The sequence below is a fragment of the Yersinia ruckeri ATCC 29473 genome, from assembly GCF_000754815.1.
Taxonomy (GTDB): Bacteria; Pseudomonadota; Gammaproteobacteria; order Enterobacterales; family Enterobacteriaceae; genus Yersinia; species Yersinia ruckeri.
In genome coordinates this window covers 1,625,787-1,652,212 of the sequence record NZ_KN150747.1, presented here as the reverse complement: position 1 = coordinate 1,652,212, position 26,426 = coordinate 1,625,787, and the positions used below count along the sequence as shown (strand labels likewise).

Sequence of the window (26,426 nt, the reverse complement as noted above, 5' to 3'; positions counted from 1 at the left end):
CACACCGGTATGGGGTTGCTGTTCCTCTTTGCTGGTTGACTTAGTCGCGGAAGTTATTGAACTGGAACGGCTGCCCCAGATCGGCGCCACGAATCAATGTCATAACGCTTTGTAGATCGTCACGGGCTTTACCGGTTACACGAACTTGCTCACCCTGGATCTGAGCCTGAACCTTCAGTTTGCTGTCTTTGATCAATTTGACCAATTTCTTAGCCTGAACACTTTCAATCCCTTGTTTCAGTTTGGCTTCCACACTGTAAGTTTTACCACTGCGGTCCATTTCTGCCGGGATTTCCAACGCTGCCCCTTCAATACCACGTTTGCTCAGTTGAGCGCGCAGAATATCGAGTAATTGCTCAACCTGAAAATCAGATTCGCTGACAACCTTAATACTTTCATTTTTTTCATTTAATTCGAAACTCGCCGGAACGTTACGAAAATCCCAACGGTTTGCCAGGTCGCGCGTGGCGTTTTCAACTGCGTTACGCACTTCCTGCATATCAATTTCAGAAACGATGTCGAAAGATGGCATATTCCCTCCTCCTGATAAGATGAATGGCGAGCATAATACTCGTTTTATCGCCATAGACAAAACTGAGCCACTCATCCTGCCCATGACAGGCGAGAAATAGTGCTAACTCAGCGTTTAATGAAGAAAAAGTCTATAATCGAAGCATAACACTTAGAATAATTTTGCGCTTTTTCCGTTTTTACCAAGGGAGTCATTCATGAAAATCACAGTACTTGGTTGCGGAGCGCTGGGACAACTTTGGTTATCTGCCCTTTATCAACAGGGCCATGATGTGCAGGGTTGGCTACGAGTGCCCCAACCCTACTGCTCTGTCAACCTGATTACGTTGGAAGGTGATGAATTCAACCAAAATTTGCCGACCAATGATCCACAGCATTTAGCACAAAGTGAATTATTGCTGGTGTGTCTGAAAGCCTGGCAAGTATCCAGCGCCGTCAGTTCTCTGCTGCCAAAACTTAACCCTGATTGCACGGTTTTACTACTCCATAACGGCATGGGAACTCAGGAAGAATTACCCCGTGAGGGGCACATATTCCTGCACGGGGTCACCACTCACGCCGCACGGCGTGATGGCAATACCATTGTGCATGTCGCCAGCGGTATTACGCATATTGGCCCCGCATTGGCACAAAGCAACGATGTCAGTTATTTGGCCGATACACTTCATCACGCCTTGCCAGATGTGGCCTGGCACAATGATATTGCATCCTCCTGTTGGCACAAACTGGCAGTCAACTGCGTTATTAATCCGCTTACCGGATGGTACGAGTGCCGTAACTGCGACTTACAGCGCTATCCAGAGCAAATCCGTGTGTTGTGTGCCGAAATTGCCAGTGTGATGGAAATGGAAGGCTTCCACACTTCAGCCAGCAGCCTGCTCGATTATGTGTATGAAGTGATCCAAAGCACCGCGGATAATACCTCTTCGATGCTGCAAGACCTGCGTAACCAACGCCATACCGAAATTGATTATATTACTGGCTATTTATTGCAGCGGGCACGCAATCATGGAATGACGTTACCTGCCAATACTCGTCTGTATCATTTTATTAAACGAAAGGAAAATGAGTATGAGCGTATCGGCTCTGGTCTGCCTGGCTCCTGGGAGTGAAGAAACCGAAGCGGTCACCACTATTGATGTGCTGGTTCGCGGCGGCATTAAAGTCACTACCGCAAGCGTAGCCAGCAATGGGGAGTTAGTAATTACTTGCTCGCGTGGTGTAAAGCTATTAGCTGATGCCCGATTAGTCGATATTGTCGATCAACAATTTGAGGTAGTCGTGTTACCCGGAGGCATCAAAGGTGCCGAGTGCTTCCGCGATAGCCCGTTATTGGTAGAGAAAATACGGCGAACTCATAATGAAGGCTATTTGGTTGCGGCAATCTGTGCCGCGCCCGCGTTGGTTCTGGAACACCATAATTTATTTCCAATAGGAAATATGACTGGTTTCCCTGGGTTGAAAGAGAAAATTTCTGCGAATAAATGGATGGATCAGCGAGTGGTTTACGACCGGCGGGTTAATCTGTTGACCAGTCAGGGACCAGCGACATCCATTGATTTTGCATTGAAAATTATTTTCCTGTTACTAGGAAGAGAGAAAGCTGAAGAAGTTGCCCGCCAACTCATTCTGCCGCCGGGCATATTTAACTATCGAAATTGATTGAGATCGCAGCCGCTCAATTCTGAACGGCTGCCAAAATTCCGTTAGGCCAGAGCCTCTTCCGCCAAACGCGCCTGCTGGCCTTTGCGCTCACGCTCCAGTTCCAGTACGCCGCGATGGGATAAGTAGCAGAAAATAATACAGCAGACGATACCGCCCATCAGCAGGTAAAAACCACCGTGCCAACCGACCCGATCAACCATCACGCCAAATAGGCTGGTTCCCAGGCTCGCACCCAATATGTAGCTCATAAAACCGCGTAGACCAACGGCTGAACCAACAGCAAAGCTCGGTACGATTTCCATGGTTTGCACTGATGCCAAGAACTGCGGTACATAAATCAAACACCCGACAATTGCCGCAAAGAACGTCACCATCAACAGAGAATCACATTGCCAGTAACCGATCAGACAGATGAAGATCATCACCATACAGATCATCGCCAACGGCATCCGGCGACCACGGAAAAACTTATCCGATAACCAGCCAGCCAATAAAGTAGAGGGGATTGCCGCCCATTCAAAGAACAGGAAAGCCACACTCATTTCACCTTTAGTGAAGTGTTTTTCCGTCAGTAGGTAAATTGGCAACCAACTGATCATACCAAAGCGAACCATGTAGACAAATACATCAACAAAAGAGACATACCAGGCATGTTTGTTTTTCAATACATAGGTACAGAAAATCTGGAATGCTGACATATTTTCTGGCGCTTTCTGCCCGGCGGCCACCGGCTCTACCACCAAATCTTCTGGCATGATTTCCGGTAATGGAGGTAAGCCCTCGCTAACCGGCGATCCCTTACCCAGCAGTAATACCAGTGAGCCCAAGACCACCGCAACAATGGCTGGCACAATATAGCTGGCCGTTTGCCAGTGTTCACTACCCAAGATGGCTAATGCGCCCCCCACGATCGGAGCAACAACGCCGCCGCCTACATTATGAGAAATATTCCAGATGGCACCGACGCGGCCACGCTCACGACGAGGGAACCAGTTGGCGATGGTAATAAACGAAGGCCCAACTCCCATTCCCTGGAATAAACCGTTAAAAATGACTAAGACGGCGAACAACCAAAATGCGCCGCTGAACCCGAGGCCAACGTTGACCAAAGCACATAGCAGCAAGCCCATCGCCATATAAATTTTTGGGTTGGCTTTATCCGCCAGGCTACTCATGATGCCTTTACTGATTCCATAGGCGATCAGCATACAGCTACTTAGCATGCCAATTTCTGTGGCACTCAAGTGTAATTGCTCTTTTAAATACGGTGTAGAAAGTGTGAAGTTATTTCTGACAATATAGTAGGAAAGGTAACCAATAAATATACTGAACAACGCCTGAACCCGATAACGATTATATGTTGCCATGACTTTATCGTCGGGAACTTTATGGGTTGCTATCTTAGGTTTCATAAATGCGAGCATAGTTCACCTTTAAGAATTATTATTAAAATATTATTTTGAGAAATAGATATCCCTGGCATCGACGCCAATAAATCTGTTATCCCAGATCATTGTCTGAATAATTTAAACGGTTCTATGACATAAAGCGGTTGATAAGCCCAGTACCACTGCGTCATGATGTTACCCGTCAAGCATGCCTCGGCTGACAGTTTGGCGCAACCGTACCAATATGTTCCATCATTGACACAATGAGCCATAATTTATGAGTCAGAATTAACTCATTTTTAGTTATATTTATTTTTCTGGCCTGAAAAATATAAAAATGGGACAAATAAGAACAATCAACAGGCCAAAAAGAATTCGTTTTATTTGTTATTTATTTGACATCAGTCACATATCAGTCTGGGGATGAAAAATACATGATGACACTGCGTAATATCTTATTGAGTGTAATTCTCTATACTGGATTTCCCCCGCTAGCGCTGAGCAATGAATTGGTTATTGCCACCACATTCTCCCCTGAAGCAACGGCACATATCATTACCGAGTGGCATAAGCAGCCGCAGGCAGTTCCTATTCGCACGTTGAATCGCACCAGTTCCTCTCTTGAGCGTTTATTGAGCACACCAATGGGGGATAACATTGATTTGGTGCTGACCTCATCCCCAATGTTGATGCAGCATTTACAGGATCACCAGCGCCTGGCTATGTTGCCGCCACTAACGATGCACAGCCAGCAGCGAGTACCTGAGTCACTTCGCAGTTCAACGGCGGCAGTCGCTATTTCGGGTTATGGTATTTTGGCCAACAGTGCGCGCTTAAAGGAAAAGCACCTACCCACACCAGTCACATGGGATGGGCTAAAAGATGCTCGTTATCAGGGGATGATTTTGATGAGCAGCCCTTCCCGTTCTGATACCAACCATTTGATGATAGAAACATTATTGCAGCAACGAGGCTGGCAACAAGGCTGGGAAACCTTACTGGAAATTTCTGGCAATCTGGCCACGATCTCGTCCCGCAGCTTTGGCGTATCCAATAAAATTAAAACCGGTCTGGGTATCGCAGGGCCGATTATTGATAACTACGCGACTCTGCTACTGAAAGATCCACAGCTAACCTTCAGCTACTTCCCTGAAAGCGGCGCATCACCCACCTTTATTGCGATGACTAACAATAGGTCACATCAAACTGATGCCGCCCGATTTATCAATTTTCTACTTAGTGATAACGGCCAAAAAGCCGTTTCGGACACCGACACCGGGAAATATCCAGTCACGCCATTACCCGTAACCGATCCCAGAGCAAAACAACAGCAGCGTTTATTGCAACAAACTCCGTTAGATTACCGTCAAATTTTACAACGCCAACGCTTGGTGCAGCAGTTGTTTGATACGGCAATCACCTTCCGCTTGCATCAGTTGCAGGACGCATGGAAAGCCCTGCACAGTGCTGAAGCTCGTTTAAAGCGGCCATTGCCTGAAATTCGCGCCTTACTGACCGCCGTTCCCGTGAGTCCACAGCAGGCAGTTGATGCTGATTATCTGCAACGCTTTAACCAGCCTGCCGATAACACAACGGAATCTGAATTGATGCTCTGGCAGCAGTTTTTCCAAAAACAGCAGCATCTGGCAATCCAGCAGTTGGAATCGCTGAAATGAACCCACTGTTTTATCGCATCACTATCAGCTCGATTTTACGCTGGGCCTTCGCCTTTGGCGCAATTTTGACCTTATTTGTCAGCGCCGTTAGTCTGTATTCATGGCATGTCCAGAGCCAGCAAATTCGCTATGCGCTGGATGATTACTTTCCAAAAATTCAGGCTTCCTTCCAACTGGAGGAAAATCTGAATGCACTGATTCAAGAATTGAATGAATTCCAACACGCGCCCAATACCACAGCACGAATTCAAATGCGGGATCAGATTGCCCATCGCCTTGATACTATCGGAGCAGCCAGCCAGCGGCTGACATCAGATAATCAGCGCCAGTTGGCCGCGACACTGGCCAGAAGTCGGGAATTGCTTTCACGGCTGGACGGCGCACTTTATAGTAACTTTCTCGCTAAAGAGAAAGTTACCGAGATTATCGCGCGTATTAACTGGTTACATGATGATTTTAATAACGAACTCACCTCACTTTCACAGGATATTAGTTGGCAACAGGGGTCGTTAATCGACCAACTAACGCAAAAAAATAGCCAGGATAAGAACCGCCAGTTACAGACAACGCTGCGCAATGTGCAAGATGAACTGCAATTGGTATACGCCCTTGCACACATTGAAACACAGGTTGTCGATGATTTGCGGGAACAATTGGCCAACCCTAATATTGATAATCTGAATAACCATATCAGTTATCTACGCTATCTAAAGCAAACCGCCGAATCCAATATGCAGTCGCTAGCTAGGCATCCCAGTACCATCACGTTGCGCCAAACCATAGATGAACTGCTTAACTTGGGTATTGCGGAACAAAAAATGCCGGCAATTATGCAAGAACGCGCTGAAGCGCTGACTCTGCTAGAGCAAACCCTGAGTGCGAAAGAGCAAACCCTGAGCCGTTTCCGCAGCCAAATTGAAAACCAATTAGGCAGTAGCCATCAGCAATTACAAACCTTTAATCAACGTCTTGGCGATATCATGAGTATCAGTGGGTTATTGATTATCGTGGCAACCTTACTGGCTCTGCTGTTTGCCTTTATCCTCAACCATTTTTACATTCGCTCACGCCTGATTAAACGCTTTACTCTGCTCAATCAATCGGTGGCTCGCCTAGGCTGTGGCGAATTGAATACCACTATTCCCGTGTATGGCGGTGACGAGTTAGGCCGTATTGCCGAGCTGTTGCGCCGTACCATCAGCCAGATTAATCAACAAAAGAACCAGCTTAAACAGGAGATTGACGAAAGGCGCTCGATCGAAAATGATTTACGCACGGCGCAGGATGAGCTGATTCAGGCGGCTAAATTGGCCGTGGTGGGGCAAACCATGACCACCCTTGCCCACGAGGTGAATCAGCCGCTCAACGCGATGTCGCTGTATTTATTCAGCAGCGAAAAGGCGCTGAAAAATGGTGATCACCATCAATTGGAAACCAACCTGGATAAAATGCGCGGTTTGATTCTACGTATTGTGAATATTATCAAACAACTACGTCAATTCTCCCGCCGTAGCGATGCCGACCAGCAGCGACAACCTATCGACCTGAACGCCAGCCTGGATGCCGCCTGGGATTTACTGGCTCTACGCCATCGCCCACTGCATGCCCAGATCCGGAAACCAGAAAATCTGCCGTTGGTATATGGCGATGATATCCGCATCCAGCAGGTATTGGTCAATCTGCTGACTAATGCGTTGGAAGCCTGCACACTAAAGCCGCCGGTGATTGAAATTACCACCGAACAACAAACCAACAACTTTTCACTTATTCTGAGTGATAACGGGCAAGGTTGGCCGTTGGCGTTGGCCGATCGCCTGCTGAAACCCTTTACCACGAGTAAAAGTGTCGGTTTGGGAATCGGTCTCTCTATAAGTCAGTCAATTATGGAACAGTGCGGAGGAGAATTGCGGATCGCATCTACATTAAACCGCCACGGAATGGTGATATTGCAATTCAGGAGTGTTAACCATGCTAACCAATGAGCAGCAAATTTTATTGATCGATGATGATATCGATGTGCTGGAAGCCTATTGCCAAATTCTCACGCAGGAAGGCTATCAGGTGGTTCCCTACAACTCACCACAAGCCGCTGCTGAATTGATAACCACCGATTGGCAAGGCATGGTTATCAGCGATGTTTGCATGCCGAATCTGTCGGGTATGGCCTTGCTGGAAATCTTGCTAGCCAGGGATCGTCATTTACCTGTCTTACTGATCTCCGGCCACGGCGATGTGCCGATGGCGGTTGAAGCCGTGAAAAAAGGCGCCTACGATTTTCTGGAAAAACCGGTTAATCCAGAAAAATTGCTGCAATGTGTTCAACAAGCATTGGCCGACAGAAAAGCCCTGATTATCCGGCGTCATTGGCAGCGGGAACAACTTAGCGAACATTTACTGGGAAACAGCGGTTGGGTGCGGCAGCTACGTGAACGGTTACAGATGCTGGCAGATGTCAATGTGCCGGTATTTTTCTATGGCGAGCTGGGAACGGGTCGCTCTCTGGCTGCTCGTTATTTGCACCAACTGAGTCCACGCCGGGATAAGCCGTTGGTGATCCTCGATCCCAGTAGTGACAAAAATTTTGATCTGGATCGCGGAATAAACCAGGTTCAGTGCGGCACGCTGGTCATTAAAAATATCGAACAACTTAATAGCCAACAGCAGCGCACGCTGGCACACCGGCAAAACCCAGAAGAGTGCCAGTTCCGGTTGATTGCTCTCAGCCAATCACTACCAACACAGCTGGCCGCGCAACAATTACTGGTTCCTGAACTGTATTACCGCTTTTCCTTGAGCCAGATCGAGTGTCTGCCGCTGGCCAAACGCCCCGGCGACATTGAAGTATTATTCCGTCATTATCTGGAAAATGCCTGTAACCGCCTGAATCGCCAACAGCCGCAATTGACTGAAGCCTTTGTCAAAAGCCTATGTCGCCGCCCGTGGCCAGGCAATATTCGTGAATTATTAAATGCTGCTGAGTTATTTGCCGTCGGCGTCATGCCGCTCACAGAAAATACCATGGCATTCACTACTGAATCGGATGGTGGCCCATTGGATGAACGAATTGATCAATATGAGCTAAAGATTATTAACGAAGCACTGAATATTCATCAGGGTCGAATTAACGATGTCGCGGAATATCTGCAGGTACCACGCAAGAAACTCTATTTGCGGATGAAAAAATACGGTATCGATAAAAAAGATTATCGTTATTAGTTATATGAAAACACCAAAGGCAGGCTGCTGACAAACCTCGATCCAGCGATCTCTGGTGGGGAAAACAGGGTGAAGAGTGAAGCGTCCGCGCCAGGAATGGCGTGGGGCGAGCCGACAAGGAGGTATTCACGGCGTCTTGACGATCTGCCGGTTTTCATCGCGGCGAGCACTTTGTCATTAACCTCAAGAGCGCATAAGCGCCCTTGAGCCTCTGAATACCGCCAAAATTATGGTCGGTAAACTTTCACATTGTGATAGCCCTGCTCGCGTAGATATAACGCCTGAAGACGGCTCATTACACCACGCTCGCAATACAGCAAATAGGTTTTGCTCTGATCCAAATCGCCAAACTGAGTACTCAGCTTATAGAACGGCAATGCGCGGACTTCAACCCGCTCCAGATTCAGTGGCTTTTCTTCCTGCTCGTCCGGCGCGCGAATATCCAGCACGATATCGCTGTCAGCCAGTTCGGCAACGGTTTCAACTTCCACCAATTGTTCGCGGCTTTGTTCGGCAATTTGGCGAATATCCACATTGGTTGCTTCACTGACTACGCGATCCAGAATCGAGAAGTCAAAGTGGGACTCTTCTTCCTCAATTTTGGCTTTTATCGCTTTAACCGTTGGGCTTTTTGAAATCACACCACAATATTCCGGCATGGTTTTAGCAAAATCTTCAGTGCCAATCTCACGGGCCAGATTGATGATGTGCTCTTTATCGTGAGAAATCAGCGGACGCAGAATCAGAGTATCAGAGGCATTATCGATCAAACGCAAGTTGGTCAATGTCTGGCTGGAAACCTGCCCCAGCGCTTCACCGGTGACCAATGCCTGCACGCCATAGCGTTCTGCAATCTGAGAGGCCGCTCGCACCATCATGCGCTTCAATACCACGCCCATCTGGCCATCTTCGACTTTTTCCAGAATTTCGCCGACCACTGGCTCAAAATCAATCGCGACAAAACGTACCTTGTGGGAGCGACCAAAACGGTTCCACAGATAATGAGCGACCTGCTTAACGCCAATTTCATGGGCAGAACCGCCCAGATTGAAGAAACAATAATGTACCCGACAACCACGACGCATCAGCATATAACTGGAAACACCGGAATCAAAACCACCAGAAATCAGTGATAATACATCTTCTTGCGTGCCAATAGGGAAACCGCCCAAACCTTCATAACGCGCTTTAACCAGCACCAGCTTGTCCTGATCGATCTCCAGATTCACCGTCACCTGCGGCGCAGTCAATTTGACTTTAGCCGTTTCAATGTGTTGGTTCAGGCCACCACCGACATAACGTTCTGCTTCGCCGGAACTGAACTCATGTTTCCCACGACGTTTTACACGTACACAGAAAGTTTTTCCGACTAAAGTATCGCGATAGGTGTCCAACGTTTGCTCGAAAATATCATGCAAATCAGTATAGCTACGATCTTCCACTTCAAGAATATGATGGATCCCAGGGATCCGGCTCAGAGCATCACAAATAGCAGGGCCAAGATTCTCATCTTTGGTGCGAACTTCAATATGATCCCAATGCCGAACGACGGCCAATGAGTCATCAAGGTGTTTTAGCACGTTGCGAATGTTAGTCGTAAGAATCTTAATGAAGCGCAAACGCACAGTTTGACTCTTGATGGTGATTTCTGGGAACAATTTAATGATAAACTTCATGGCGGTCTTTAGTTGTCTAGTATGATGAGTGATTAGATAGCTATTGATGGAACAATGCTGTGGAGTCGGAATGACCGGACGACGCAGCGGTAAATAGCCAGTCACTGAGTAAATGGACGATGTTATCGGTAAGGCCAACTCCGGGCGGTCTGCTTTACCCATAATATTCAAGGAGCGGAGTATATCACCATATCGATGATCTCTGCCTTAAGAAAACCCGACGCAAACGTCACGATTTGCTCGGCATTATTCGTTACAATAGCCAGAAACCGAATGCGGCCAGATAGGCCACTGACGCCAACTTAACGTTGAAAATAAAATATGCCTAGAAAATCCGCATCAGAAAAAACGACGGTCAAGCAAGACATAACCGAAAATAACAGCTCCAGTTTCGAATCTTCACTCAGTGAACTGGAGCAGATTGTTACCCGCCTGGAGTCAGGTGAATTACCGCTGGAAGAAGCATTAACCGAATTCGAACGCGGTATACAATTAGCCCGGCAAGGCCAGCAAACCCTGTTGCAGGCGGAACAACGAGTTCAAATTTTACTCAGCGATGACGCCGATGCGCCGCTGACGACTTTCACGTCGGATAACGAATAGTATGTCTACACCAAATACACAGATGAATATGGGCGAACCGGTTTTATTCAATCAACAGCTTGCTGTCTATCAACAACGCGCCAATAACGCGTTGCTAAGTTTTATCGCCCCGCTGCCGTTTAACCATAGCGATCTGGTGCAGGCCATGCGTTATGGCACCTTGTTGGGTGGCAAACGACTGCGCCCGTACCTGGTCTACGCAACCGGCCAGATGTTTGGCGTTCCGTTAGCCACATTGGATGCACCAGCAGCGGCGGTAGAATGTATTCATGCCTATTCGTTAATGCATGATGATTTACCGGCAATGGACAACGATGATCTGCGGCGCGGCCAACCAACCTGCCATATCAAGTTTGGTGAAGCCAATGCCATTCTGGCCGGTGACGCCTTGCAAACACTGGCGTTTAGCATTCTGGCCGACGCGCCCATGCCTGATGTTACCCTGCAAGATCGGATAAGTATGTTGTCTGAATTGGCCACCGCCAGCGGCGTTGCTGGGATGTGTGGCGGTCAGGCGCTGGATTTGGCAGCAGAAGAGCGCCAGATTTCACTGACAGAACTTGAGAAAATTCATCGTCATAAAACCGGTGCGCTGATCCGCACCGCAGTACGTATGGCTGCATTGACCGCCGGTACTGCTGGCCATCTGGCTATGCCACAACTGGATCGCTATGCCAATGCCATTGGTCTGGCCTTCCAGGTACAGGACGATATTTTAGATGTGATTGGGGATACCGCCAAAATAGGTAAACGTCAGGGAGCCGATCAGCAATTGGGTAAAAGTACTTATCCGGCACTGCTGGGCCTTGAGGCCGCTCAAACCAAAGCCTGGGATTTATATCAGGAAGCCTTGGCTGCGCTGGATACTCTGGCCGAACAATCCTATGACACCACATCATTGCGAGCGCTAGCCAGTTTTATAATTGAACGCGATAATTAGAAACAATTAATCCAGTAGGCATTACCCATGCAGAATGTTTATCTGCAACCAGCGCACCGGTGCTCAGGTGATTCCTGAAACCGGCACTGCCTGCCCAACATGGCAAATACAGTAGCCTACGTAAACACCTCTGATATGAGCATCGAATGAGTCTTGATATAGCCAAATACCCGACACTGGCACTTGCGGAGAACCCCGAGGAACTGCGTTTATTGCCAAAAGAAAGCCTACCAAAGTTGTGCGATGAACTCCGACAATACTTACTCGACTCGGTTAGTCGTTCCAGCGGTCACTTTGCGTCAGGACTTGGAACGGTAGAACTGACCGTAGCCTTGCATTACGTCTATAACACCCCCTTCGATCATCTGGTGTGGGACGTCGGCCATCAGGCATATCCACATAAAATTCTTACCGGGCGACGAGATAAGATTGCCACTATCCGCCAAAAAGGGGGGTTGCACCCTTTCCCTTGGCGTGATGAAAGTGAATTTGATGTGCTGTCAGTCGGCCACTCTTCTACCTCTATCAGCGCCGGTCTGGGCATGGCAGTAGCCGCCGAACGCGAAGGTAAGGGGCGTCGCACCGTGTGTGTCATTGGCGACGGTGCAATCACCGCAGGGATGGCATTTGAAGCCATGAACCACGCTGGTGATATCAATCCGGATATGTTGGTGGTACTCAATGATAATGAGATGTCGATCTCTGAAAACGTGGGTGCGTTAAATAACCATCTGGCGCAATTGTTATCTGGAAAACTGTATTCCACACTGCGCGAAGGTGGAAAAAAAGCCTTCTCTGGCCTGCCACCAATCAAAGAGTTGCTCAAACGTACCGAAGAACATCTGAAAGGCATGGTAGTACCAGGTACACTATTTGAAGAGCTGGGCTTTAATTATATCGGCCCGGTTGATGGACATGACGTACAGGCGCTGACCCAAACGCTGAAGAATATGCGTAGCCTGAAAGGCCCGCAGTTACTGCATATCATGACCAAAAAGGGCAAAGGCTATGCTCCGGCTGAAAAAGATCCCATCGGCTGGCATGCCGTTCCCAAATTTGATCCCGCGCTAGGCACATTGCCAAAAAGTAAAAGCGATCTGCCGACATACTCCAAAATCTTCGGTGATTGGCTGTGTGAAACTGCAGCAAAAGATAGCCAACTCATGGCCGTTACACCTGCAATGCGCGAAGGTTCTGGCATGGTACGCTTCTCACGAGAATATCCACGGCAATATTTCGATGTCGCTATTGCCGAGCAACACGCAGTGACCTTCGCCGCCGGTTTAGCTATCGGTGGTTACAAACCGGTGGTAGCGATCTATTCAACCTTCCTGCAACGAGCTTATGATCAGCTCATTCATGACGTTGCCATTCCAAACTTATCGGTTTTATTCGCCATCGATCGTGGTGGTATTGTCGGTGCCGATGGTCAGACTCATCAGGGAGCCTTCGATTTATCATTTATGCGCTGCATCCCTAACATGGTAATAATGGCTCCAAGTGACGAAAACGAATGTCGCCAAATGTTGTTCACCGGTTATCACTATCATGGTCCGGCGGCAGTTCGCTATCCTCGCGGTAATGGTACTGGCACCACGTTGGAACCGTTACAGCAACTGACTATTGGTCGAGGTATTGTCCGTCGTCAGGGCGAAAAAATCGCGATTCTGTGTTTTGGTACACTGCTATCCGAAGCACGTCAGGTTGCCGAAAATCTAAATGCCACACTGGTAGATATGCGCTTTATCAAACCATTAGATGAAGCGCTGGTATTATCTATGGCTGCCAGTCACCGTCTTCTGGTTACTCTGGAAGAAAATGCAATTATGGGCGGTGCAGGTAGTGGCGTGAACGAATTACTGGCAGCGAAATGCCTGCGGGTTGATGTGTTAAACATCGGTTTGCCTGATCAATTTATTCCGCAGGGCGAACAAGACGAGATGCGTGCCGAGTTTGGTTTAAGTGCCGCAGGAATCCAGAAAGAAATAGAAGAACGATTACGTTGATTGAGGTTAATGACAAAGTGCTCGCAGCGGCGAAAACAGGCAGATCGTCAAGACGCCGTGAATACGTCCTTGTCGGCTCGTTCCGCGCCATTCCTGGCGCGGACACTTGACTCTCTGCCTGTCTTCTCCACCCAGGATCACTGATTCGAGGTTTGTTAGCAGTCTGAGTCTGAGTTAATTCTGCGTCGGCAACTGAATAACCGTGACCGTGGGCGTGAAGGCAGCCAACGCAGGTGTGGCGTGAAAGATGAAGGGTTAACCGAAGAGTGCCAAAGGCCAGTGATGCCCCACCCCATAAATCACCGCCGCAGCAACCACGCCAGCAATAATATCATCGACCATAATCCCCATGCCGCCGTGGACATTTCGGTCAAACCAGCGAATAGGCCAAGGTTTCCAGATATCGAGTATGCGGAAAATAACAAACCCGGCTAATACCCATTGCCAATCATTTACTGGCAAGGCCATTAGAGTTATCCACATGCCAACGAATTCATCCCAGACAATACTGCCGTGATCGTGGACTTGCATATCCTTAGCTGTTCGGTGGCAAATATAGACACCGATACAGATGCTAAACATCACAGACAGGGAGTAAAGCTGCCAGGGCAGTTGGATCAAGAGTAACCATAATGGAATGGCGGCGATTGATCCCATGGTTCCCGGTGCCCAGGGTGATAATCCACTGCCAAAGCCAGTTGCCAGCAGATGCCAGGGATTACTCAGGCGTAGACGTTTTTTGGCTTCATCCATAGGTAGCCCCGGCAGGGGCGAAATGATCAAAGCCACGTAAATCAATATCTACTGATTTGCGGTTACGGATGAATTTTATTCCTTCCGATACAGGAGCAATCTGACCGATACATGTATAGCCTGCTCCGGCGTGGCTAAGTGCCACATCAAGCGCACCACGATTGATTTCAGGAACGGTAAAGCACAACTCATAGTCTTCACCGCCACTTAAAGCCCAGGCTAGAGCCTGTTCAGGTTCAACATTATTCTTTAGCGCATCTGAATAAGGTAAAGCATCCAGTTCAATGCGAGCTCCGCAGTGACTGGCTTTCAGAATATGTTGCAGATCGGAAATCAACCCATCAGAAATATCAATGGCTGAATTGGCTAAGTCTCGTAGCGCCTGGCCTTGAAGCACTCGCGGTTGAGGTCGTAAATGACGATTGATTAATTCAGCCCGCTCTTTGGTATCTTCTACTCGCAATTGGTTTTGCAAAATAGCCAGACCTGCCGCGCTATCACCCAAAGTTCCACTGACATAAATCCAGTCACCAATTCTCGCACCAGCACGGGTTAATGCGCGGCCAACGGGGATCAGTCCTTGAATCGTCAGCGTCAGACTCAACGGGCCGCTCGTAGTATCACCACCTATCAGCTGCATTCCATAGTAATTGAGTTGGTCGAACAGACTGTCGCTGAACGCTTGTAGCCAAGGTTCATTCACTTCAGGGAGGGTTAGTGCCAAGGAGAGCCAAGCAGGGTCTGCACCCATCGCAGCCAAATCGCTGAGGTTTACGGCTAAGGCTTTGTAGCCCAAGTCTGCCGGATCAATATCCGGTAAGAAATGAATGCCGGATACCAAAGTGTCGGTGCTGATAGCCAACAGTTGTTTTTCACCCACTGTCAGCAACGCACAATCGTCACCAATGCCCAACTCCACGTCCCGGCGGTTGCTCCTGAACCGGTCAAAGTAGCGAGCAATGAGGTCAAATTCGCCACATGCCATAATACAATTCCAGAAAGGTTAGCCGATATAAATCAAGACCAAGATACAACCTTAATTTATATCGTTGATGTAATGCGATTACTTTCGTTTGCGTACGACTGGAGCAACTTTATCCAGTACGCCGTTCACGAATTTATGGCTATCTTCTGCGCCGAAAATTTTGGCCAGTTCGATCGCTTCATTGATTGCCACTTTGTAAGGGACATCATCACGTTTGCTCAGTTCAAAAATCGCAAGACGCAGAATCGCTTTTTCAACCTGACCTAGTTCTTCGAGCTGGCGGGAAAGATACGGTGCCATCGATGCATCCAGAGCGGTCACATTAACCGCAACCCCAGACAGCAGCTCGCGAAAATAGGTGATGTCTACATCTTTGACATCCTGCTCCGACAGGAACTGTAATTCAACATCAGCGATGTCGTTTTTAGACAACTGCCAAGAGTAGATCGCTTGAACAGCGCACTCACGAGCGCGGCGACGAGCTGCAGGTTTCACGGAATTCCCCTTAACTTAACTAAATTCAGCCTTTAATAGCTTTGATTACATTAATCATTTCAAGTGCGGTAAGGGCAGCTTCTGCACCTTTATTACCCGCTTTAGTACCAGCGCGCTCAATAGCCTGCTCAATACTTTCGGTAGTCAATACACCGAAAGCAACAGGAATATCGCTGTTCATGGCGACGTTTGCCAAGCCAGAACTTGCTTCACCAGCAACAAACTCAAAGTGCGCTGTGCCCCCACGGATGACAGTACCCAGCGCGATAACCGCATCATAACGATTGGTTTTTGCCAACACATTAGCAGTCAACGGCAACTCATAGGCTCCAGGAACCCAGACTACGGTAATGTTGTCATCAGAAACCTGGCCAATGCGCTTCAGGGCATCAATTGCACCTTCCAGCAGACTGTCATTGATAAAGTTGTTAAAACGCGCAATCGCAATCGCCACACGAGCAGTAGGAGTAGCAACAACACCTTCGATAACGTTCATAGCTTTCCTCAATATCGGTTCATACCCCGCAGGGGGGCGGATTCTATCATATTCTTTCGCTGCCTGCGCCTGCGCATTTGTAAAACGCCTGACAAGACGGCAATAAGCGGAGAAAATATTGGCCTGAAGCCAAAAAATTAATACTTTGGTTTCAGTCGCAAACGTAAATCAGGGCCAACCTGAGTGACATCACTGAAACTGAACTCTGGTACCTGAGAAAGCCGATCAATCCCTGGTAAACCGCATAAACCTCGGGCGTTATCTCCAAGCAGCTTTGGCGCGACATAAAGAATTAACTCATCCACGACCCCCGCTTGCAACAGCGCGCCCGCCAGTTGCGGCCCGGCTTCAACCCACACTGAATTAATTTGTCGTTTGCCCAACTGCATCAGTAGCAGCACTAAATCGACCCCATTACCGTAGCGTGGTAGCAACAGTTGATCTACGTTGTCCGGCCAGTGCTGCTGGTCAGCATCGACTCGAGCCAACCAGCAGTCACCCGGTTGCCGAATGACCTGATGGGCAGGTGTCACCCTATTTTGGCTATCCAGGATAATGCGCGTCGGTTGACGCAGCGCCAACTCTGGGTAGATTCGCTGGGTATCCGCATCCAATTCTGTCCAGCGTACAATGAGCGAAGGGTCATCGGCCAGCACCGTGGCGCTAGTACTAAGAATTGCCGAGCTCTGGGCGCGAAAGCGTTGCACATCCTGACGAGCCTGTGGAGACGTAATCCACTTACTCTCGCCTGAGGCCATTGCAGTCCGACCATCGAGGGACGTTGCCATTTTTAGTTGCAGATAAGGAAAACCAGTACGCATACGTTTCAGAAAACCAAGATTCACCGCCTCAGCTTCCGCCAGCATCAGGCCATGCTCGACTGTAATGCCCGCCTGCTTAAGCTGATACAAACCACGACCAGCAACCTGTGGATTGGGATCTTGCATAGCTGTAACTACACGGCGAATGCCCGCAGCAACCAATGCATCAGCACAAGGTGGTGTGCGACCGTGGTGACTGCAAGGTTCCAGCGTGACGTAAGCTGTTGCCCCTCTGGCAGCATCACCCGCCATGCGCAAAGCGTGAACCTCAGCGTGAGGCTCTCCAGCACGCAAATGATAACCTTCACCGACGATCTTCCCATCCCGAACAATGACACAACCGACATTGGGGTTAGGTGAGGTGGTAAAACGCCCTAGTCGCGCGAGTTCAAAAGCGCGCGCCATATAAATTTCATCGGGATGCATGCATGCTATTCCTTAAATTCTGTGGGCAGAGCTAGTCCTGCAATCTGGCAATTTCTTCACCGAACTCGCGAATATCCTCAAAACTACGGTAAACCGATGCAAAGCGAATGTAGGCAACTTTATCCAACTTTTTCAACGCTTCCATAACCAGATTACCGACCATTTTAGTCGGCACTTCACGTTCGCCAGTGGCGCGTAATTGAGATTTTATATGGCTAATCGCCATTTCGACATCGTCGGAGCTAACCGGCCGTTTTTCCAACGCTTTCAACATCCCACGCCGCAGCTTTTCTTCATTGAAAGGCTCACGAACATCATCACTTTTAATGACGCGGGGTAGCACCAGTTCAGCTATTTCAAAAGTAGTGAAACGCTCATTACAATCCAGGCACTGGCGACGACGACGGACTTGTGAACCATCACCTACCAGGCGGGAGTCAATCACTTTGGTATCAACAGCGGCACAAAATGGGCAATGCATAGCACTTCCTGATAATTGTTCCCAAAATTGCCTATAGTTTACCGCGAAGTACGGCGACAACAAAGGCTGAAGCCTATTTGTTGCGTAGCGTGACGCAATTATTAGTGAATTGTTGGCGAGCCTATGTCAGCGCAGCTGATGGCAGTACGGTAGCCCTGCATATACGCAGCCTTTAGGCCATCATAAGCACCAAAACAATATTGAATGGGTCATTAGGCCTGATAACCAGACCGACGTTAATAATAGCAAAAAGCCTCAAAAATGAGGCTTTTTATTAAGTTACTCGCAATCCGCAGAGCAATAATGATGCTATATGTTCTGTAGGTTAAGGAAGAATGGAAGGCTGGTCAGCCCCCTCTTTCTCAACTTTCTGTTGTAGCATATGCTCACGTTTCATACCCAGTTTCAGTGCCAGTGCAGAAGCAACATAAATGGATGAAACAGTACCGATAGACACGCCGATCAACATGGTCAGTGAGAAGCCTTGCAGCATCGCACCACCAAAAATGAACAGCATCAAAACAACCATCAAGGTTGTTGCAGACGTCATAATGGTACGGCTTAGGGTTTGTGTCAGGGATACGTTCATTATTTCGTAAGGCGTTCCACGACGAATCTTGCGGAAATTCTCACGAATACGATCCGAGACCACAATACTATCGTTCAGTGAGTAACCAATAACCGACATCAATGATGCAATGATGGTCAGGTCAACCTCCACCTGGAACAGCGATAGAATACCCATAGTAATGATCACGTCATGAGCCAGAGCGATTACCGCCCCCAGAGCCAGACGCCATTCAAAACGAAAACCGACGTACACCAGAATACAAAGCAATGCGACTAAAAGCGCCATACCACCAGCTTGGGCTAAATCACTACCCACACTTGGCCCGACGAATTCAATACGTTTTACCGTAGCATTCTTATCAACAGACTCATTGATAACCGAGATAACGCGATTGCCCAATTCCTGGCCTGCTGCGCCAGTAGCTGGTGGCATGCGCACCATCACATCACGGGTGCTACCAAAATTTTGTAGAATTGGCGATTCAAAACCGGCCTTTTCCAAGGTGTCACGCATCTGATCAAGATCTGCCGGATTTTCCAGGTTGATTTCAATCACCGTACCGCCGGTGAAATCCAACCCCCAGTTAAAGCCTTTGACCGAGATAATTGCAATGGATGCCACCAACAACAGCAACGAGATGCCAAAAGCAACGTTGTCCCAGCGCATAAAGTCATAGACTTTACGACCATAGTTCAGTTGCTCAACAGTATAATCCTGTGCCACAACGTACTCCTTAAATAGACAGCTTGTTAATGCGCTTGCCGCCGTAAAGCAGGTTGACGATGGCACGAGTACCTACTATTGCAGTGAACATGGACGTAATCACGCCGATCGCTGTCGTAATAGCAAAGCCTTTAATCGAACCGGTACCCACAGCGTACAGAATAATCGCTGTGATCAACGTCGTGACGTTCGCATCGATGATACTGGAGAAGGCACCTTTGTACCCTTCATGTATCGCCTGCTGAATCGACCGCCCGTTTTTAAACTCTTCTTTTATTCGTTCGTTAATCAGTACGTTGGCATCAACCGCAACCGCTAGTGTCAACACGATCCCGGCAATACCCGGCATGGTTAATGTCGCCCCCGGTAACAGGGACATCACGCCGACGATCAACACCAGGTTGGCTAACAGTGCCGTACTGGCAATCACACCAAACTTACGGTAGTAAACCACCATAAACAGGATGGATACAGCCAGCCCCCACAAGCAGGCTTCCAATCCCTGGGTAATGTTTTGTGAACCCAGAGTTGGCCCAATGGTGCGTTCTTCCACAATCTGGATTGGCGCAATCAGCGCACCGGCACGCAGCAGCAGAGACAGTTGACGCGCTTCATTCGGGTTATCAATACCGGTAATACGGAAACTGTTACCTAAGCGAGACTGAATAGTCGCAACGTTGATGACTTCTTCCTGTTTAACCAGAATGGCACGACCATTGGCATCTTTCTTACCACTGTCTTTATATTCCACAAACAAAGTCGCCATCGGCTTGCCGATATTGTCCTTTGTGAAATTAGACATGGTCGAGCCACCAGCGCTATCGAGTGAAATATTCACTTGAGCCTGATTATATTCATCGGTGCTGGAGGTTGAATCAGTAATATGGTCGCCGGTCAGAATGACACGTTTGTATAGTACAACCGGACGTCCTTCTCGGGTATTCTTCACTTCGGAGTCACCCGGCACACGACCAGATGCAGCAACAGAACCATCGACATTGGTATTAACCAAGCGGAACTCAAGCGTTGCGGTCGCACCAAGAATCTCTTTGGCGCGGGCAGTATCCTGAATACCAGGCAGCTCAACCACAATACGATCAGCACCTTGGCGCTGAACTAATGGTTCAGCAACACCTAATTGGTTAACCCGGTTACGTAGAATAGTAATGTTTTGTTGAACAGCATATTCCCTTGCTTCACGTAGACGATCATCACTCATTACGGCTTTCAATGTATTGCTGCCGTTGGAGTTAATGACTAAATCACGGTGACGAGAAGAAAGGTAGCTAATGGCTTCATCCCGCGCTTTATCATCGCGAAAACGCACTTCAACACCGTAGTTGTCGAGTTTACGCACCGCAGCATAAGGAATCCCTTTTTCACGCAGATCACTGCGCATGGTATCCATCGTCTGTTCTTGCAGCTTGCCTAACGCCGTGTCCATATCCACCTCCATCAGGAAGTGCACACCGCCACGTAGATCAAGGCCAAGCTTCATCGGTTCAGCACCCAATCTGGCAAGCCAGGTCGGTGTTGCCGGAGCCAGGTTTAGCGCGATAACGTATTTGTCGCCCAACGCTGCCATTAAGATTTCACGGGCACGCAGTTGAACATCAGGATCTTTAAAGCGAGCCAGAATTGCACCGTTTTCCAGCGCAATAGACTTGCTCGCTATGTTGTCTTTTTCCAAGACAGTACGGACTTGGTCCAGCGTTGTTTCACTGGCGGCGATACCACGCGCGCCAGTGATTTGAACAGCCGGATCCTCACCATAAAGGTTGGGAAGCGCATAGAGCAGACCGACGAGAATCACGGCGATCAGCATTACATACTTCCACAAAGGATAACGGTTCAACACGGTAGTTCCCTTAGGGAAAATCGAAAATTACAGAGCCTTCATTGTACCTTTCGGCAAAACGGCAGCCACGAAGTCACGCTTGATCATCACTTCAGTGGTGTCATTCAGTGCGATAACGATGTAACCCGTTTCCGCAACTTTAATCACACGACCGATCAAACCGCCAGTGGTCAGAACTTCGTCACCTTTACCGATAGAATCCATCAGTTTTTTATGTTCTTTAGAACGTTTTTGCTGTGGACGCAGGATCATGAAATAGAAAATCAGACCAAATACCACCAGCATAATTACCAGGGAGTACGGGCTTCCTTGAGCCGGAGCCCCAGCAGATGCGACAGCATCGGAAATGAAAAGACTCATTAAAATTCCCTCATTGTTATCAATATCAGTAGTGTGACATCAGTGTGTTAAAATAAGTAACCGCAAAATCCTAACCGTTCAATCTATAATTACAAAACAATAAATTCTAAATCAAACGTTTAATGGCGGAATAGGTTTCCCAATCCTGCCGTAGAAATCTTCAACGAAGCTCTCTAATTTACCTTCTTCAATAGCCTGACGTAAACCTGCCATTAAGCGCTGGTAGTAACGCAGGTTATGGATGGTGTTAAGTCGGGCACCCAGTATTTCGTTGCAGCGATCCAGATGATGCAAGTAGGCACGGCTATAATTGCGACATGTGTAGCAATCACACTCTGCATCCAGCGTTGATGTATCATCTTTATGCTTGGCGTTACGGATTTTTACCACGCCATCGGTAACGAAAAGGTGACCGTTACGCGCATTTCGCGTTGGCATCACGCAGTCGAACATATCGATACCGCGACGCACACCTTCAACCAGATCTTCCGGTTTGCCGACGCCCATCAGATAGCGTGGTTTATCCGCAGGAATCTGTGGACAAACGTGTTCAAGAATCCGGTGCATATCTTCTTTTGGCTCACCGACAGCCAGACCGCCCACAGCGTAACCATCAAAGCCGATATCTACCAGTCCTTTTACTGATACATCACGTAAATCTTCGTAAACACCCCCCTGAATAATGCCGAATAAGGCGTTTTTATTATTCAGTTCATTAAAACGCTGACGACTGCGGGCAGCCCAACGCAGAGACATTTCCATTGAACGCTTTGCGTAGTCCCAATCTGCCGGGTACGGTGTGCATTCATCAAAGATCATCACGATATCAGAACCGAGATCGTATTGAATTTCCATTGATTTTTCTGGGCTAAGGAAAACGGAATCTCCGTTAATCGGATTTTTGAAATGCACCCCCTCCTCTTTGATTTTACGCATCGCTCCCAGGCTGAATACCTGGAAACCACCGGAATCTGTCAGAATCGGGCCGTGCCACTGCATAAAATCATGCAGATCACCGTGCAACTTCATAATTTCCTGGCCGGGACGTAACCACAGATGGAAAGTGTTACCCAGCAAAATTTGTGCGCCAGTTTCTTTAACTTCTTCTGGCGTCATTCCTTTCACGGTGCCGTAGGTGCCTACAGGCATAAATGCCGGGGTTTCCACGACACCACGTTCAAAGACCAGACGGCCACGGCGGGCACGCCCGTCGGTTTTCTGTAATTCGTACTTCACATAACCTCCAGCATCAGATAAACAGTCTGATGTTGCTATTGTCTGACCACAGAAACTCCATGGCCTGTAATTTACTGGTTAACCGTCTCTTGCGGTGCCAGTGGATTACGGCTGATAAACATTGCATCGCCGTAACTAAAGAATCGATATTTTTCGACGACCGCCTGCTGATAGGCGTTCATCGTGTTTTTATAGCCAGCAAAAGCTGAAACCAACATTATCAACGTGGATTCGGGTAAATGGAAGTTGGTCACCAAGGCATCGACAACCTGATAATGGTAACCCGGATAAATAAAGATACGAGTATCACCATAGAAAGGCGCAATCACCCCGTCTTCGCTGGCATTTGCCGCGCTTTCCAAAGAACGAACCGATGTCGTCCCAACGGCCACAACTCTTTTGCCTCGAGCTTTACAAGCCAGAACCGCATCAACGACTTCTTGCGGCACTTCCGCATACTCGGAATGCATAATATGTTCTTCGATACTTTCTACTCGCACTGGCTGAAATGTTCCCGCCCCAACATGCAAGGTCACAAATGCCATTTCGATGCCTTTATTTCGTAACGCAGCAAGCATCGGCTCATCAAAATGCAATCCCGCCGTCGGTGCAGCGACCGCGCCAGGACGTTGGCTGTAGACCGTCTGATACAGCTCACGATCAGCCTCTTCATCGGGACGGTCGATATAAGGAGGCAGCGGGATATGGCCAACTGCATTTAAGATACTGAATACGTCCTGCTCTTCATCAAAACGCAGTTCGAATAAGGTGTCGTGGCGCGCCAGCATCGTTGCACGAATACTTTCATCGTCACCCAATAACATTTCGGTGCCCGGTTTGGGCGCCTTGGATGCTTTAACGTGAGCCAAAACCCGGTGGTCATCCAATACGCGTTCAACCAGCACTTCGAGTTTGCCACCGCTGGCTTTACGCCCAAATAAACGAGCAGGAATAACACGGGTATTGTTGAATACCAGCAGGTCACCCGCTTCCAGCTTATCGAGTAAATCGGTAAAAATGCCATGCGTTAACGTCCCGGTCGGACCGTCCAACGATAATAAACGACAGCCACTACGTTGAGGCTGTGGATAATGGGCTATCAGAGACTCGGGGAGCTCAAAAGAAAAATCGGCAACACGCATGGCTTTCCACTTTAGACTTAGACGACAAAAACAGGCGGCCTAGTCTAGAGCCGACAAGAGTTAGCTGCAAGAATTAAGCAAGATAACCGGTTATTTGCATTATACTGAGCAAATGAATTTTCTCGCACACCTCCATTTGGCCAAGCTGGCCGACAGCTCCCTGCTAGGCAACCTGATGGCCGATTTCGTTCGCGGCAACCCGCAGAATGACTACAATCAGGAGGTTGCAGCTGGCATCATGATGCATCGCCGCGTTGATGTTATGACCGATACTTTACCGCTGGTTAAAGAGGCTCGCGGCTATTTTGGTCCTGACTCACGACGCGTTGCCCCGATAACTCTGGACGTATTGTGGGATCATTTTTTGGCGCGTCATTGGAATGAACTGGTTCCCGACATGAGCTTGCCAGTGTTTATTCATCAGGCACAAAGTCAGATCGTGCCATTTTTGCCGCAAACACCCGATCGTTTTCAGAATCTGAACGCCTATCTGTGGCCAGAGCGCTGGCTGGAGCGCTATGCCGAACTGCCCTTTATCGCTAATGTGTTACAAGGCATGGCCAGCCGCAGACCTAAACTGGTCGCATTAGCTGGCTCTTTTTACGATATTGAGCAACATTATAAGCCGCTGGAACAGGTATTCTGGCAGTTCTACCCGCAAATGATGCATAAAGCGCAACATAAACAGATTTAATGGTTCACTCAAGTCAGATAACGATTATTTGACTCAAGCCACTTGCTCTTTGTATTAAAGCCAGTATCTTAAAAAGACAAAAGATACAAAATCACTATATTGATAGGCGCAAACTATCTCAGCGATTGGTATTTAAGCCTTTATTGATTAAGCCTAACTGCCTATGCTGTGACAATAGTTTTATCCCAACTCGTTAATCCATCCCTATTAACAGGAGTAATTTATGGTTCTGGTAACTCGTCAAGCCCCTGATTTTACTGCGGCTGCTGTACTTGGTAACGGCGAAATCGTTGAAAACTTCAACCTGAAAAATCACCTGAACGGCAAACCTGCTGTCCTGTTCTTCTGGCCAATGGACTTCACTTTTGTTTGCCCTTCAGAACTGATTGCTTTCGATCACCGTTACGAAGAATTCCAGAAACGCGGTGTTGAAGTTGTTGGCGTATCTTTTGACTCAGAATTCGTTCACAACGCATGGCGTAAAACCCCAATCGAAAACGGCGGCATCGGCGAAGTAAAATACGCTATGGTTGCTGATATCAAACGCGATATTCAGAAAGCCTACGGCATCGAACATCCAGAAGCGGGCGTGGCGCTGCGTGGTTCATTCCTGATCGACAAAAACGGAGTTGTGCGCCATCAGGTAGTTAACGACCTGCCATTAGGCCGTAATATTGATGAAATGCTGCGTATGGTTGACGCGCTACAATTCCACGAAGAACACGGTGATGTATGCCCTGCTCAGTGGGAAAAAGGCCAGGAAGGTATGGGTGCATCTCCAGACGGCGTAGCAAAATACCTGTCTAAAAACGCCTCCAAACTGTAATTCAGTTGAGAATTCGTTCGGTTTAACCGAATAAGACAAGACCAGTCAGTTCATGCTGACTGGTCTTTTTTGCTTCGTCTGCTCCGCATATCCCTTGGCAACATCAAGTTACGTTCTTCGCACTATCATTACGTGGCAAACCACACTGAATACCCTGATATTATTACCAAGGTAACGACTTACCCTGATAATCGATAAAAGCATGTCCACCTTTCCCCGAACGCTTCTCGATTTGATCCACGACTCCCTGCACGCTAGTACTGATGGTTAACGGTGCAGCATCTCCGCCCATATCCGTTTTCACCCAACCAGGATGGAACGATAATACCGTTAACGTGTTATCCGCTACTTCAGCGACCAAATGACGCGTCATCATATTCAATGCCGCTTTACTGGCAGAATACATCGGTTTATGACCGGTTTCATTGTTGGTAATACTGCCTAGTTGTGATGACATAAAGGCCAATACGCTAGCGCGAGGGTTACGATACGGCAGTAAATATTCGGCAATTCTAATGGGTGAAAGGGTATTGGTCTGGAATAGAGCTAAAATCTCTTCCGGCGTAGCCTTCAACGCTGACTGGTGATCAGCTCCGGATACTCCAGCATTCACAAAGATCAGGTCAAAATTTTGACCAATTATTTGAGGTAAAAAAGCATCAATACTGTCTGGCTGATTAATATCCAACATTAACCAACGAGTGGAATTGGCACCGGTTTCTTTAGCATGGTTACGCGTGGTTGCCGTCACTGACCAACCGCGTCGATTCAATTCATCTACCAGCCCCAAACCCAAACCACGGGATGCTCCAATGATTAATGCCGTCTTTTTAGTTGCGCTCATTCTTCATCCTCTTC

The 26,426-nt window shown here is 48.1% G+C and carries 25 protein-coding genes; 10 read left to right on the top strand and 15 right to left on the bottom strand.

The window, feature by feature from the left end:
- Positions 1-40: 40 nt before the first annotated feature.
- Positions 41-532: a YajQ family cyclic di-GMP-binding protein gene (locus tag DJ39_RS07350; protein WP_004718671.1), complete on the bottom strand. Its 492-nt coding sequence runs from the start codon at positions 530-532 to the stop codon at positions 41-43.
- 196 nt (positions 533-728) lie between these two features.
- Here DJ39_RS07350 and panE point away from each other — a divergent pair, with 196 nt between their 5' ends.
- Positions 729-1,643, top strand: a complete 915-nt coding sequence (panE, locus tag DJ39_RS07345; RefSeq protein ID WP_004718670.1) for a 2-dehydropantoate 2-reductase — start codon at positions 729-731, stop codon at positions 1,641-1,643.
- Positions 1,603-2,193: a protein deglycase YajL gene (yajL, locus tag DJ39_RS07340; protein ID WP_038243705.1), complete on the top strand. Its 591-nt coding sequence runs from the start codon at positions 1,603-1,605 to the stop codon at positions 2,191-2,193. Before panE ends, yajL begins: the two co-directional genes overlap by 41 nt.
- A 44-nt stretch (positions 2,194-2,237) precedes the next feature.
- Here yajL and pgtP read toward each other — a convergent pair whose 3' ends face one another.
- Complete coding sequence (gene pgtP / locus DJ39_RS07335) at positions 2,238-3,620, bottom strand: phosphoglycerate transporter PgtP (protein ID WP_038243702.1); 1,383 nt, start codon at positions 3,618-3,620, stop codon at positions 2,238-2,240.
- A 398-nt stretch (positions 3,621-4,018) separates the two neighbouring features.
- On the opposite strand from pgtP, the gene DJ39_RS07330 reads away from it, so the two are divergent.
- The 3 genes from DJ39_RS07330 to pgtA are packed head-to-tail and all read left to right on the top strand — an operon-like array spanning position 4,019 to position 8,476.
- The gene (locus DJ39_RS07330; protein WP_004718663.1) at positions 4,019-5,260 is read left to right on the top strand and encodes an ABC transporter substrate-binding protein; all 1,242 of its coding nucleotides are present in this window, start codon (positions 4,019-4,021) and stop codon (positions 5,258-5,260) included.
- Entirely contained in the window at positions 5,257-7,242 is a 1,986-nt protein-coding gene (gene pgtB / locus DJ39_RS07325; RefSeq protein ID WP_038243700.1) for a two-component system sensor histidine kinase PgtB, read from the top strand. Before DJ39_RS07330 ends, pgtB begins: the two co-directional genes overlap by 4 nt.
- Positions 7,229-8,476, top strand: coding sequence for a two-component system response regulator PgtA (gene pgtA / locus DJ39_RS07320; protein WP_038243697.1), 1,248 nt, complete (start codon positions 7,229-7,231; stop codon positions 8,474-8,476). Before pgtB ends, pgtA begins: the two co-directional genes overlap by 14 nt.
- Before the next feature lie 227 nt (positions 8,477-8,703).
- Here pgtA and thiI read toward each other — a convergent pair whose 3' ends face one another.
- On the bottom strand, positions 8,704-10,152 hold the full coding sequence (thiI, locus tag DJ39_RS07315) for a tRNA uracil 4-sulfurtransferase ThiI (protein ID WP_038251697.1): 1,449 nt from the start codon (positions 10,150-10,152) through the stop codon (positions 8,704-8,706).
- 321 nt (positions 10,153-10,473) lie between these two features.
- Between thiI and xseB the strand changes: the two genes are divergently transcribed.
- The 3 genes from xseB to dxs all read left to right on the top strand — a co-directional run bounded on the left by xseB (position 10,474) and on the right by dxs (position 13,701).
- Positions 10,474-10,755 carry an exodeoxyribonuclease VII small subunit gene (xseB, locus tag DJ39_RS07310; RefSeq protein WP_004718658.1) on the top strand — a complete coding sequence of 94 codons (282 nt, stop codon included), beginning with the start codon at positions 10,474-10,476 and terminating at the stop codon, positions 10,753-10,755.
- 22 nt (positions 10,756-10,777) lie between these two features.
- Positions 10,778-11,695 carry a (2E,6E)-farnesyl diphosphate synthase gene (gene ispA, locus DJ39_RS07305; protein ID WP_004718655.1) on the top strand — a complete coding sequence of 306 codons (918 nt, stop codon included), beginning with the start codon at positions 10,778-10,780 and terminating at the stop codon, positions 11,693-11,695.
- A 146-nt stretch (positions 11,696-11,841) separates the two neighbouring features.
- Positions 11,842-13,701 carry a 1-deoxy-D-xylulose-5-phosphate synthase gene (gene dxs / locus DJ39_RS07300; protein WP_004718654.1) on the top strand — a complete coding sequence of 620 codons (1,860 nt, stop codon included), beginning with the start codon at positions 11,842-11,844 and terminating at the stop codon, positions 13,699-13,701.
- Between the two features lie 255 nt (positions 13,702-13,956).
- Here dxs and pgpA read toward each other — a convergent pair whose 3' ends face one another.
- The 11 genes from pgpA to queA all read right to left on the bottom strand — a co-directional run bounded on the left by pgpA (position 13,957) and on the right by queA (position 24,048).
- Complete coding sequence (gene pgpA / locus DJ39_RS07295) at positions 13,957-14,454, bottom strand: phosphatidylglycerophosphatase A (RefSeq protein WP_038243694.1); 498 nt, start codon at positions 14,452-14,454, stop codon at positions 13,957-13,959.
- Complete coding sequence (thiL, locus tag DJ39_RS07290) at positions 14,447-15,439, bottom strand: thiamine-phosphate kinase (protein WP_038243691.1); 993 nt, start codon at positions 15,437-15,439, stop codon at positions 14,447-14,449. Before thiL ends, pgpA begins: the two co-directional genes overlap by 8 nt.
- A 78-nt stretch (positions 15,440-15,517) precedes the next feature.
- Positions 15,518-15,934 carry a transcription antitermination factor NusB gene (gene nusB, locus DJ39_RS07285; protein WP_004720354.1) on the bottom strand — a complete coding sequence of 139 codons (417 nt, stop codon included), beginning with the start codon at positions 15,932-15,934 and terminating at the stop codon, positions 15,518-15,520.
- Between the two features lie 25 nt (positions 15,935-15,959).
- Complete coding sequence (gene ribH, locus DJ39_RS07280; RefSeq protein WP_004720352.1) at positions 15,960-16,430, bottom strand: 6,7-dimethyl-8-ribityllumazine synthase; 471 nt, start codon at positions 16,428-16,430, stop codon at positions 15,960-15,962.
- Positions 16,431-16,567: 137 nt separating this feature from the next.
- Positions 16,568-17,677, bottom strand: coding sequence for a bifunctional diaminohydroxyphosphoribosylaminopyrimidine deaminase/5-amino-6-(5-phosphoribosylamino)uracil reductase RibD (ribD, locus tag DJ39_RS07275; protein ID WP_004720349.1), 1,110 nt, complete (start codon positions 17,675-17,677; stop codon positions 16,568-16,570).
- Between the two features lie 31 nt (positions 17,678-17,708).
- A complete protein-coding gene (gene nrdR, locus DJ39_RS07270; protein ID WP_004720348.1) occupies positions 17,709-18,158 on the bottom strand; it encodes a transcriptional regulator NrdR in 450 nt (149 codons plus the stop codon).
- Between the two features lie 325 nt (positions 18,159-18,483).
- Positions 18,484-19,452, bottom strand: a complete 969-nt coding sequence (gene secF / locus DJ39_RS07265) for a protein translocase subunit SecF (RefSeq protein ID WP_004720345.1) — start codon at positions 19,450-19,452, stop codon at positions 18,484-18,486.
- A gap of 10 nt (positions 19,453-19,462) precedes the next feature.
- Entirely contained in the window at positions 19,463-21,310 is a 1,848-nt protein-coding gene (gene secD / locus DJ39_RS07260; protein WP_071665756.1) for a protein translocase subunit SecD, read from the bottom strand.
- Between the two features lie 27 nt (positions 21,311-21,337).
- Complete coding sequence (gene yajC, locus DJ39_RS07255; protein ID WP_038243687.1) at positions 21,338-21,670, bottom strand: preprotein translocase subunit YajC; 333 nt, start codon at positions 21,668-21,670, stop codon at positions 21,338-21,340.
- A 111-nt stretch (positions 21,671-21,781) separates the two neighbouring features.
- Entirely contained in the window at positions 21,782-22,906 is a 1,125-nt protein-coding gene (gene tgt / locus DJ39_RS07250) for a tRNA guanosine(34) transglycosylase Tgt (RefSeq protein WP_004720339.1), read from the bottom strand.
- A gap of 71 nt (positions 22,907-22,977) precedes the next feature.
- Positions 22,978-24,048, bottom strand: a complete 1,071-nt coding sequence (gene queA / locus DJ39_RS07245; protein ID WP_004720338.1) for a tRNA preQ1(34) S-adenosylmethionine ribosyltransferase-isomerase QueA — start codon at positions 24,046-24,048, stop codon at positions 22,978-22,980.
- 112 nt (positions 24,049-24,160) lie between these two features.
- Here queA and DJ39_RS07240 point away from each other — a divergent pair, with 112 nt between their 5' ends.
- Both DJ39_RS07240 and DJ39_RS07235 read left to right on the top strand, forming a co-directional pair.
- Positions 24,161-24,742 carry an ACP phosphodiesterase gene (locus DJ39_RS07240; RefSeq protein WP_004720335.1) on the top strand — a complete coding sequence of 194 codons (582 nt, stop codon included), beginning with the start codon at positions 24,161-24,163 and terminating at the stop codon, positions 24,740-24,742.
- Positions 24,743-24,965: 223 nt separating this feature from the next.
- Positions 24,966-25,568 (top strand): peroxiredoxin C, encoded by a 603-nt coding sequence (locus DJ39_RS07235; RefSeq protein WP_004720333.1) that lies wholly within the window; start codon positions 24,966-24,968, stop codon positions 25,566-25,568.
- 163 nt (positions 25,569-25,731) lie between these two features.
- Here the strand turns inward: DJ39_RS07235 and DJ39_RS07230 are convergent, their stop codons facing one another.
- Complete coding sequence (locus DJ39_RS07230; protein WP_004720331.1) at positions 25,732-26,412, bottom strand: SDR family oxidoreductase; 681 nt, start codon at positions 26,410-26,412, stop codon at positions 25,732-25,734.
- Positions 26,413-26,426: the final 14 nt, after the last annotated feature.

Bases quoted from the DNA above. Each gene is read 5' to 3' on its own strand.
- pgtA (WP_038243697.1), top strand. From the start codon at position 7,229: ATGCTAACCAATGAGCAGCAAATTTTATTGATCGATGATGATATCGAT.
- pgpA (WP_038243694.1), bottom strand. From the start codon at position 14,454: ATGGATGAAGCCAAAAAACGTCTACGCCTGAGTAATCCCTGGCATCTG.
- pgtP (WP_038243702.1), bottom strand. From the start codon at position 3,620: ATGCTCGCATTTATGAAACCTAAGATAGCAACCCATAAAGTTCCCGAC.
- yajL (WP_038243705.1), top strand. From the start codon at position 1,603: ATGAGCGTATCGGCTCTGGTCTGCCTGGCTCCTGGGAGTGAAGAAACC.
- DJ39_RS07240 (WP_004720335.1), top strand. From the start codon at position 24,161: ATGAATTTTCTCGCACACCTCCATTTGGCCAAGCTGGCCGACAGCTCC.
- ribD (WP_004720349.1), bottom strand. From the start codon at position 17,677: ATGCATCCCGATGAAATTTATATGGCGCGCGCTTTTGAACTCGCGCGA.
- dxs (WP_004718654.1), top strand. From the start codon at position 11,842: ATGAGTCTTGATATAGCCAAATACCCGACACTGGCACTTGCGGAGAAC.
- DJ39_RS07230 (WP_004720331.1), bottom strand. From the start codon at position 26,412: ATGAGCGCAACTAAAAAGACGGCATTAATCATTGGAGCATCCCGTGGT.
- DJ39_RS07235 (WP_004720333.1), top strand. From the start codon at position 24,966: ATGGTTCTGGTAACTCGTCAAGCCCCTGATTTTACTGCGGCTGCTGTA.
- ispA (WP_004718655.1), top strand. From the start codon at position 10,778: ATGAATATGGGCGAACCGGTTTTATTCAATCAACAGCTTGCTGTCTAT.
- nrdR (WP_004720348.1), bottom strand. From the start codon at position 18,158: ATGCATTGCCCATTTTGTGCCGCTGTTGATACCAAAGTGATTGACTCC.
- queA (WP_004720338.1), bottom strand. From the start codon at position 24,048: ATGCGTGTTGCCGATTTTTCTTTTGAGCTCCCCGAGTCTCTGATAGCC.
- yajC (WP_038243687.1), bottom strand. From the start codon at position 21,670: ATGAGTCTTTTCATTTCCGATGCTGTCGCATCTGCTGGGGCTCCGGCT.
- ribH (WP_004720352.1), bottom strand. From the start codon at position 16,430: ATGAACGTTATCGAAGGTGTTGTTGCTACTCCTACTGCTCGTGTGGCG.
- thiI (WP_038251697.1), bottom strand. From the start codon at position 10,152: ATGAAGTTTATCATTAAATTGTTCCCAGAAATCACCATCAAGAGTCAA.
- pgtB (WP_038243700.1), top strand. From the start codon at position 5,257: ATGAACCCACTGTTTTATCGCATCACTATCAGCTCGATTTTACGCTGG.
- thiL (WP_038243691.1), bottom strand. From the start codon at position 15,439: ATGGCATGTGGCGAATTTGACCTCATTGCTCGCTACTTTGACCGGTTC.
- panE (WP_004718670.1), top strand. From the start codon at position 729: ATGAAAATCACAGTACTTGGTTGCGGAGCGCTGGGACAACTTTGGTTA.
- xseB (WP_004718658.1), top strand. From the start codon at position 10,474: ATGCCTAGAAAATCCGCATCAGAAAAAACGACGGTCAAGCAAGACATA.
- DJ39_RS07330 (WP_004718663.1), top strand. From the start codon at position 4,019: ATGATGACACTGCGTAATATCTTATTGAGTGTAATTCTCTATACTGGA.
- DJ39_RS07350 (WP_004718671.1), bottom strand. From the start codon at position 532: ATGCCATCTTTCGACATCGTTTCTGAAATTGATATGCAGGAAGTGCGT.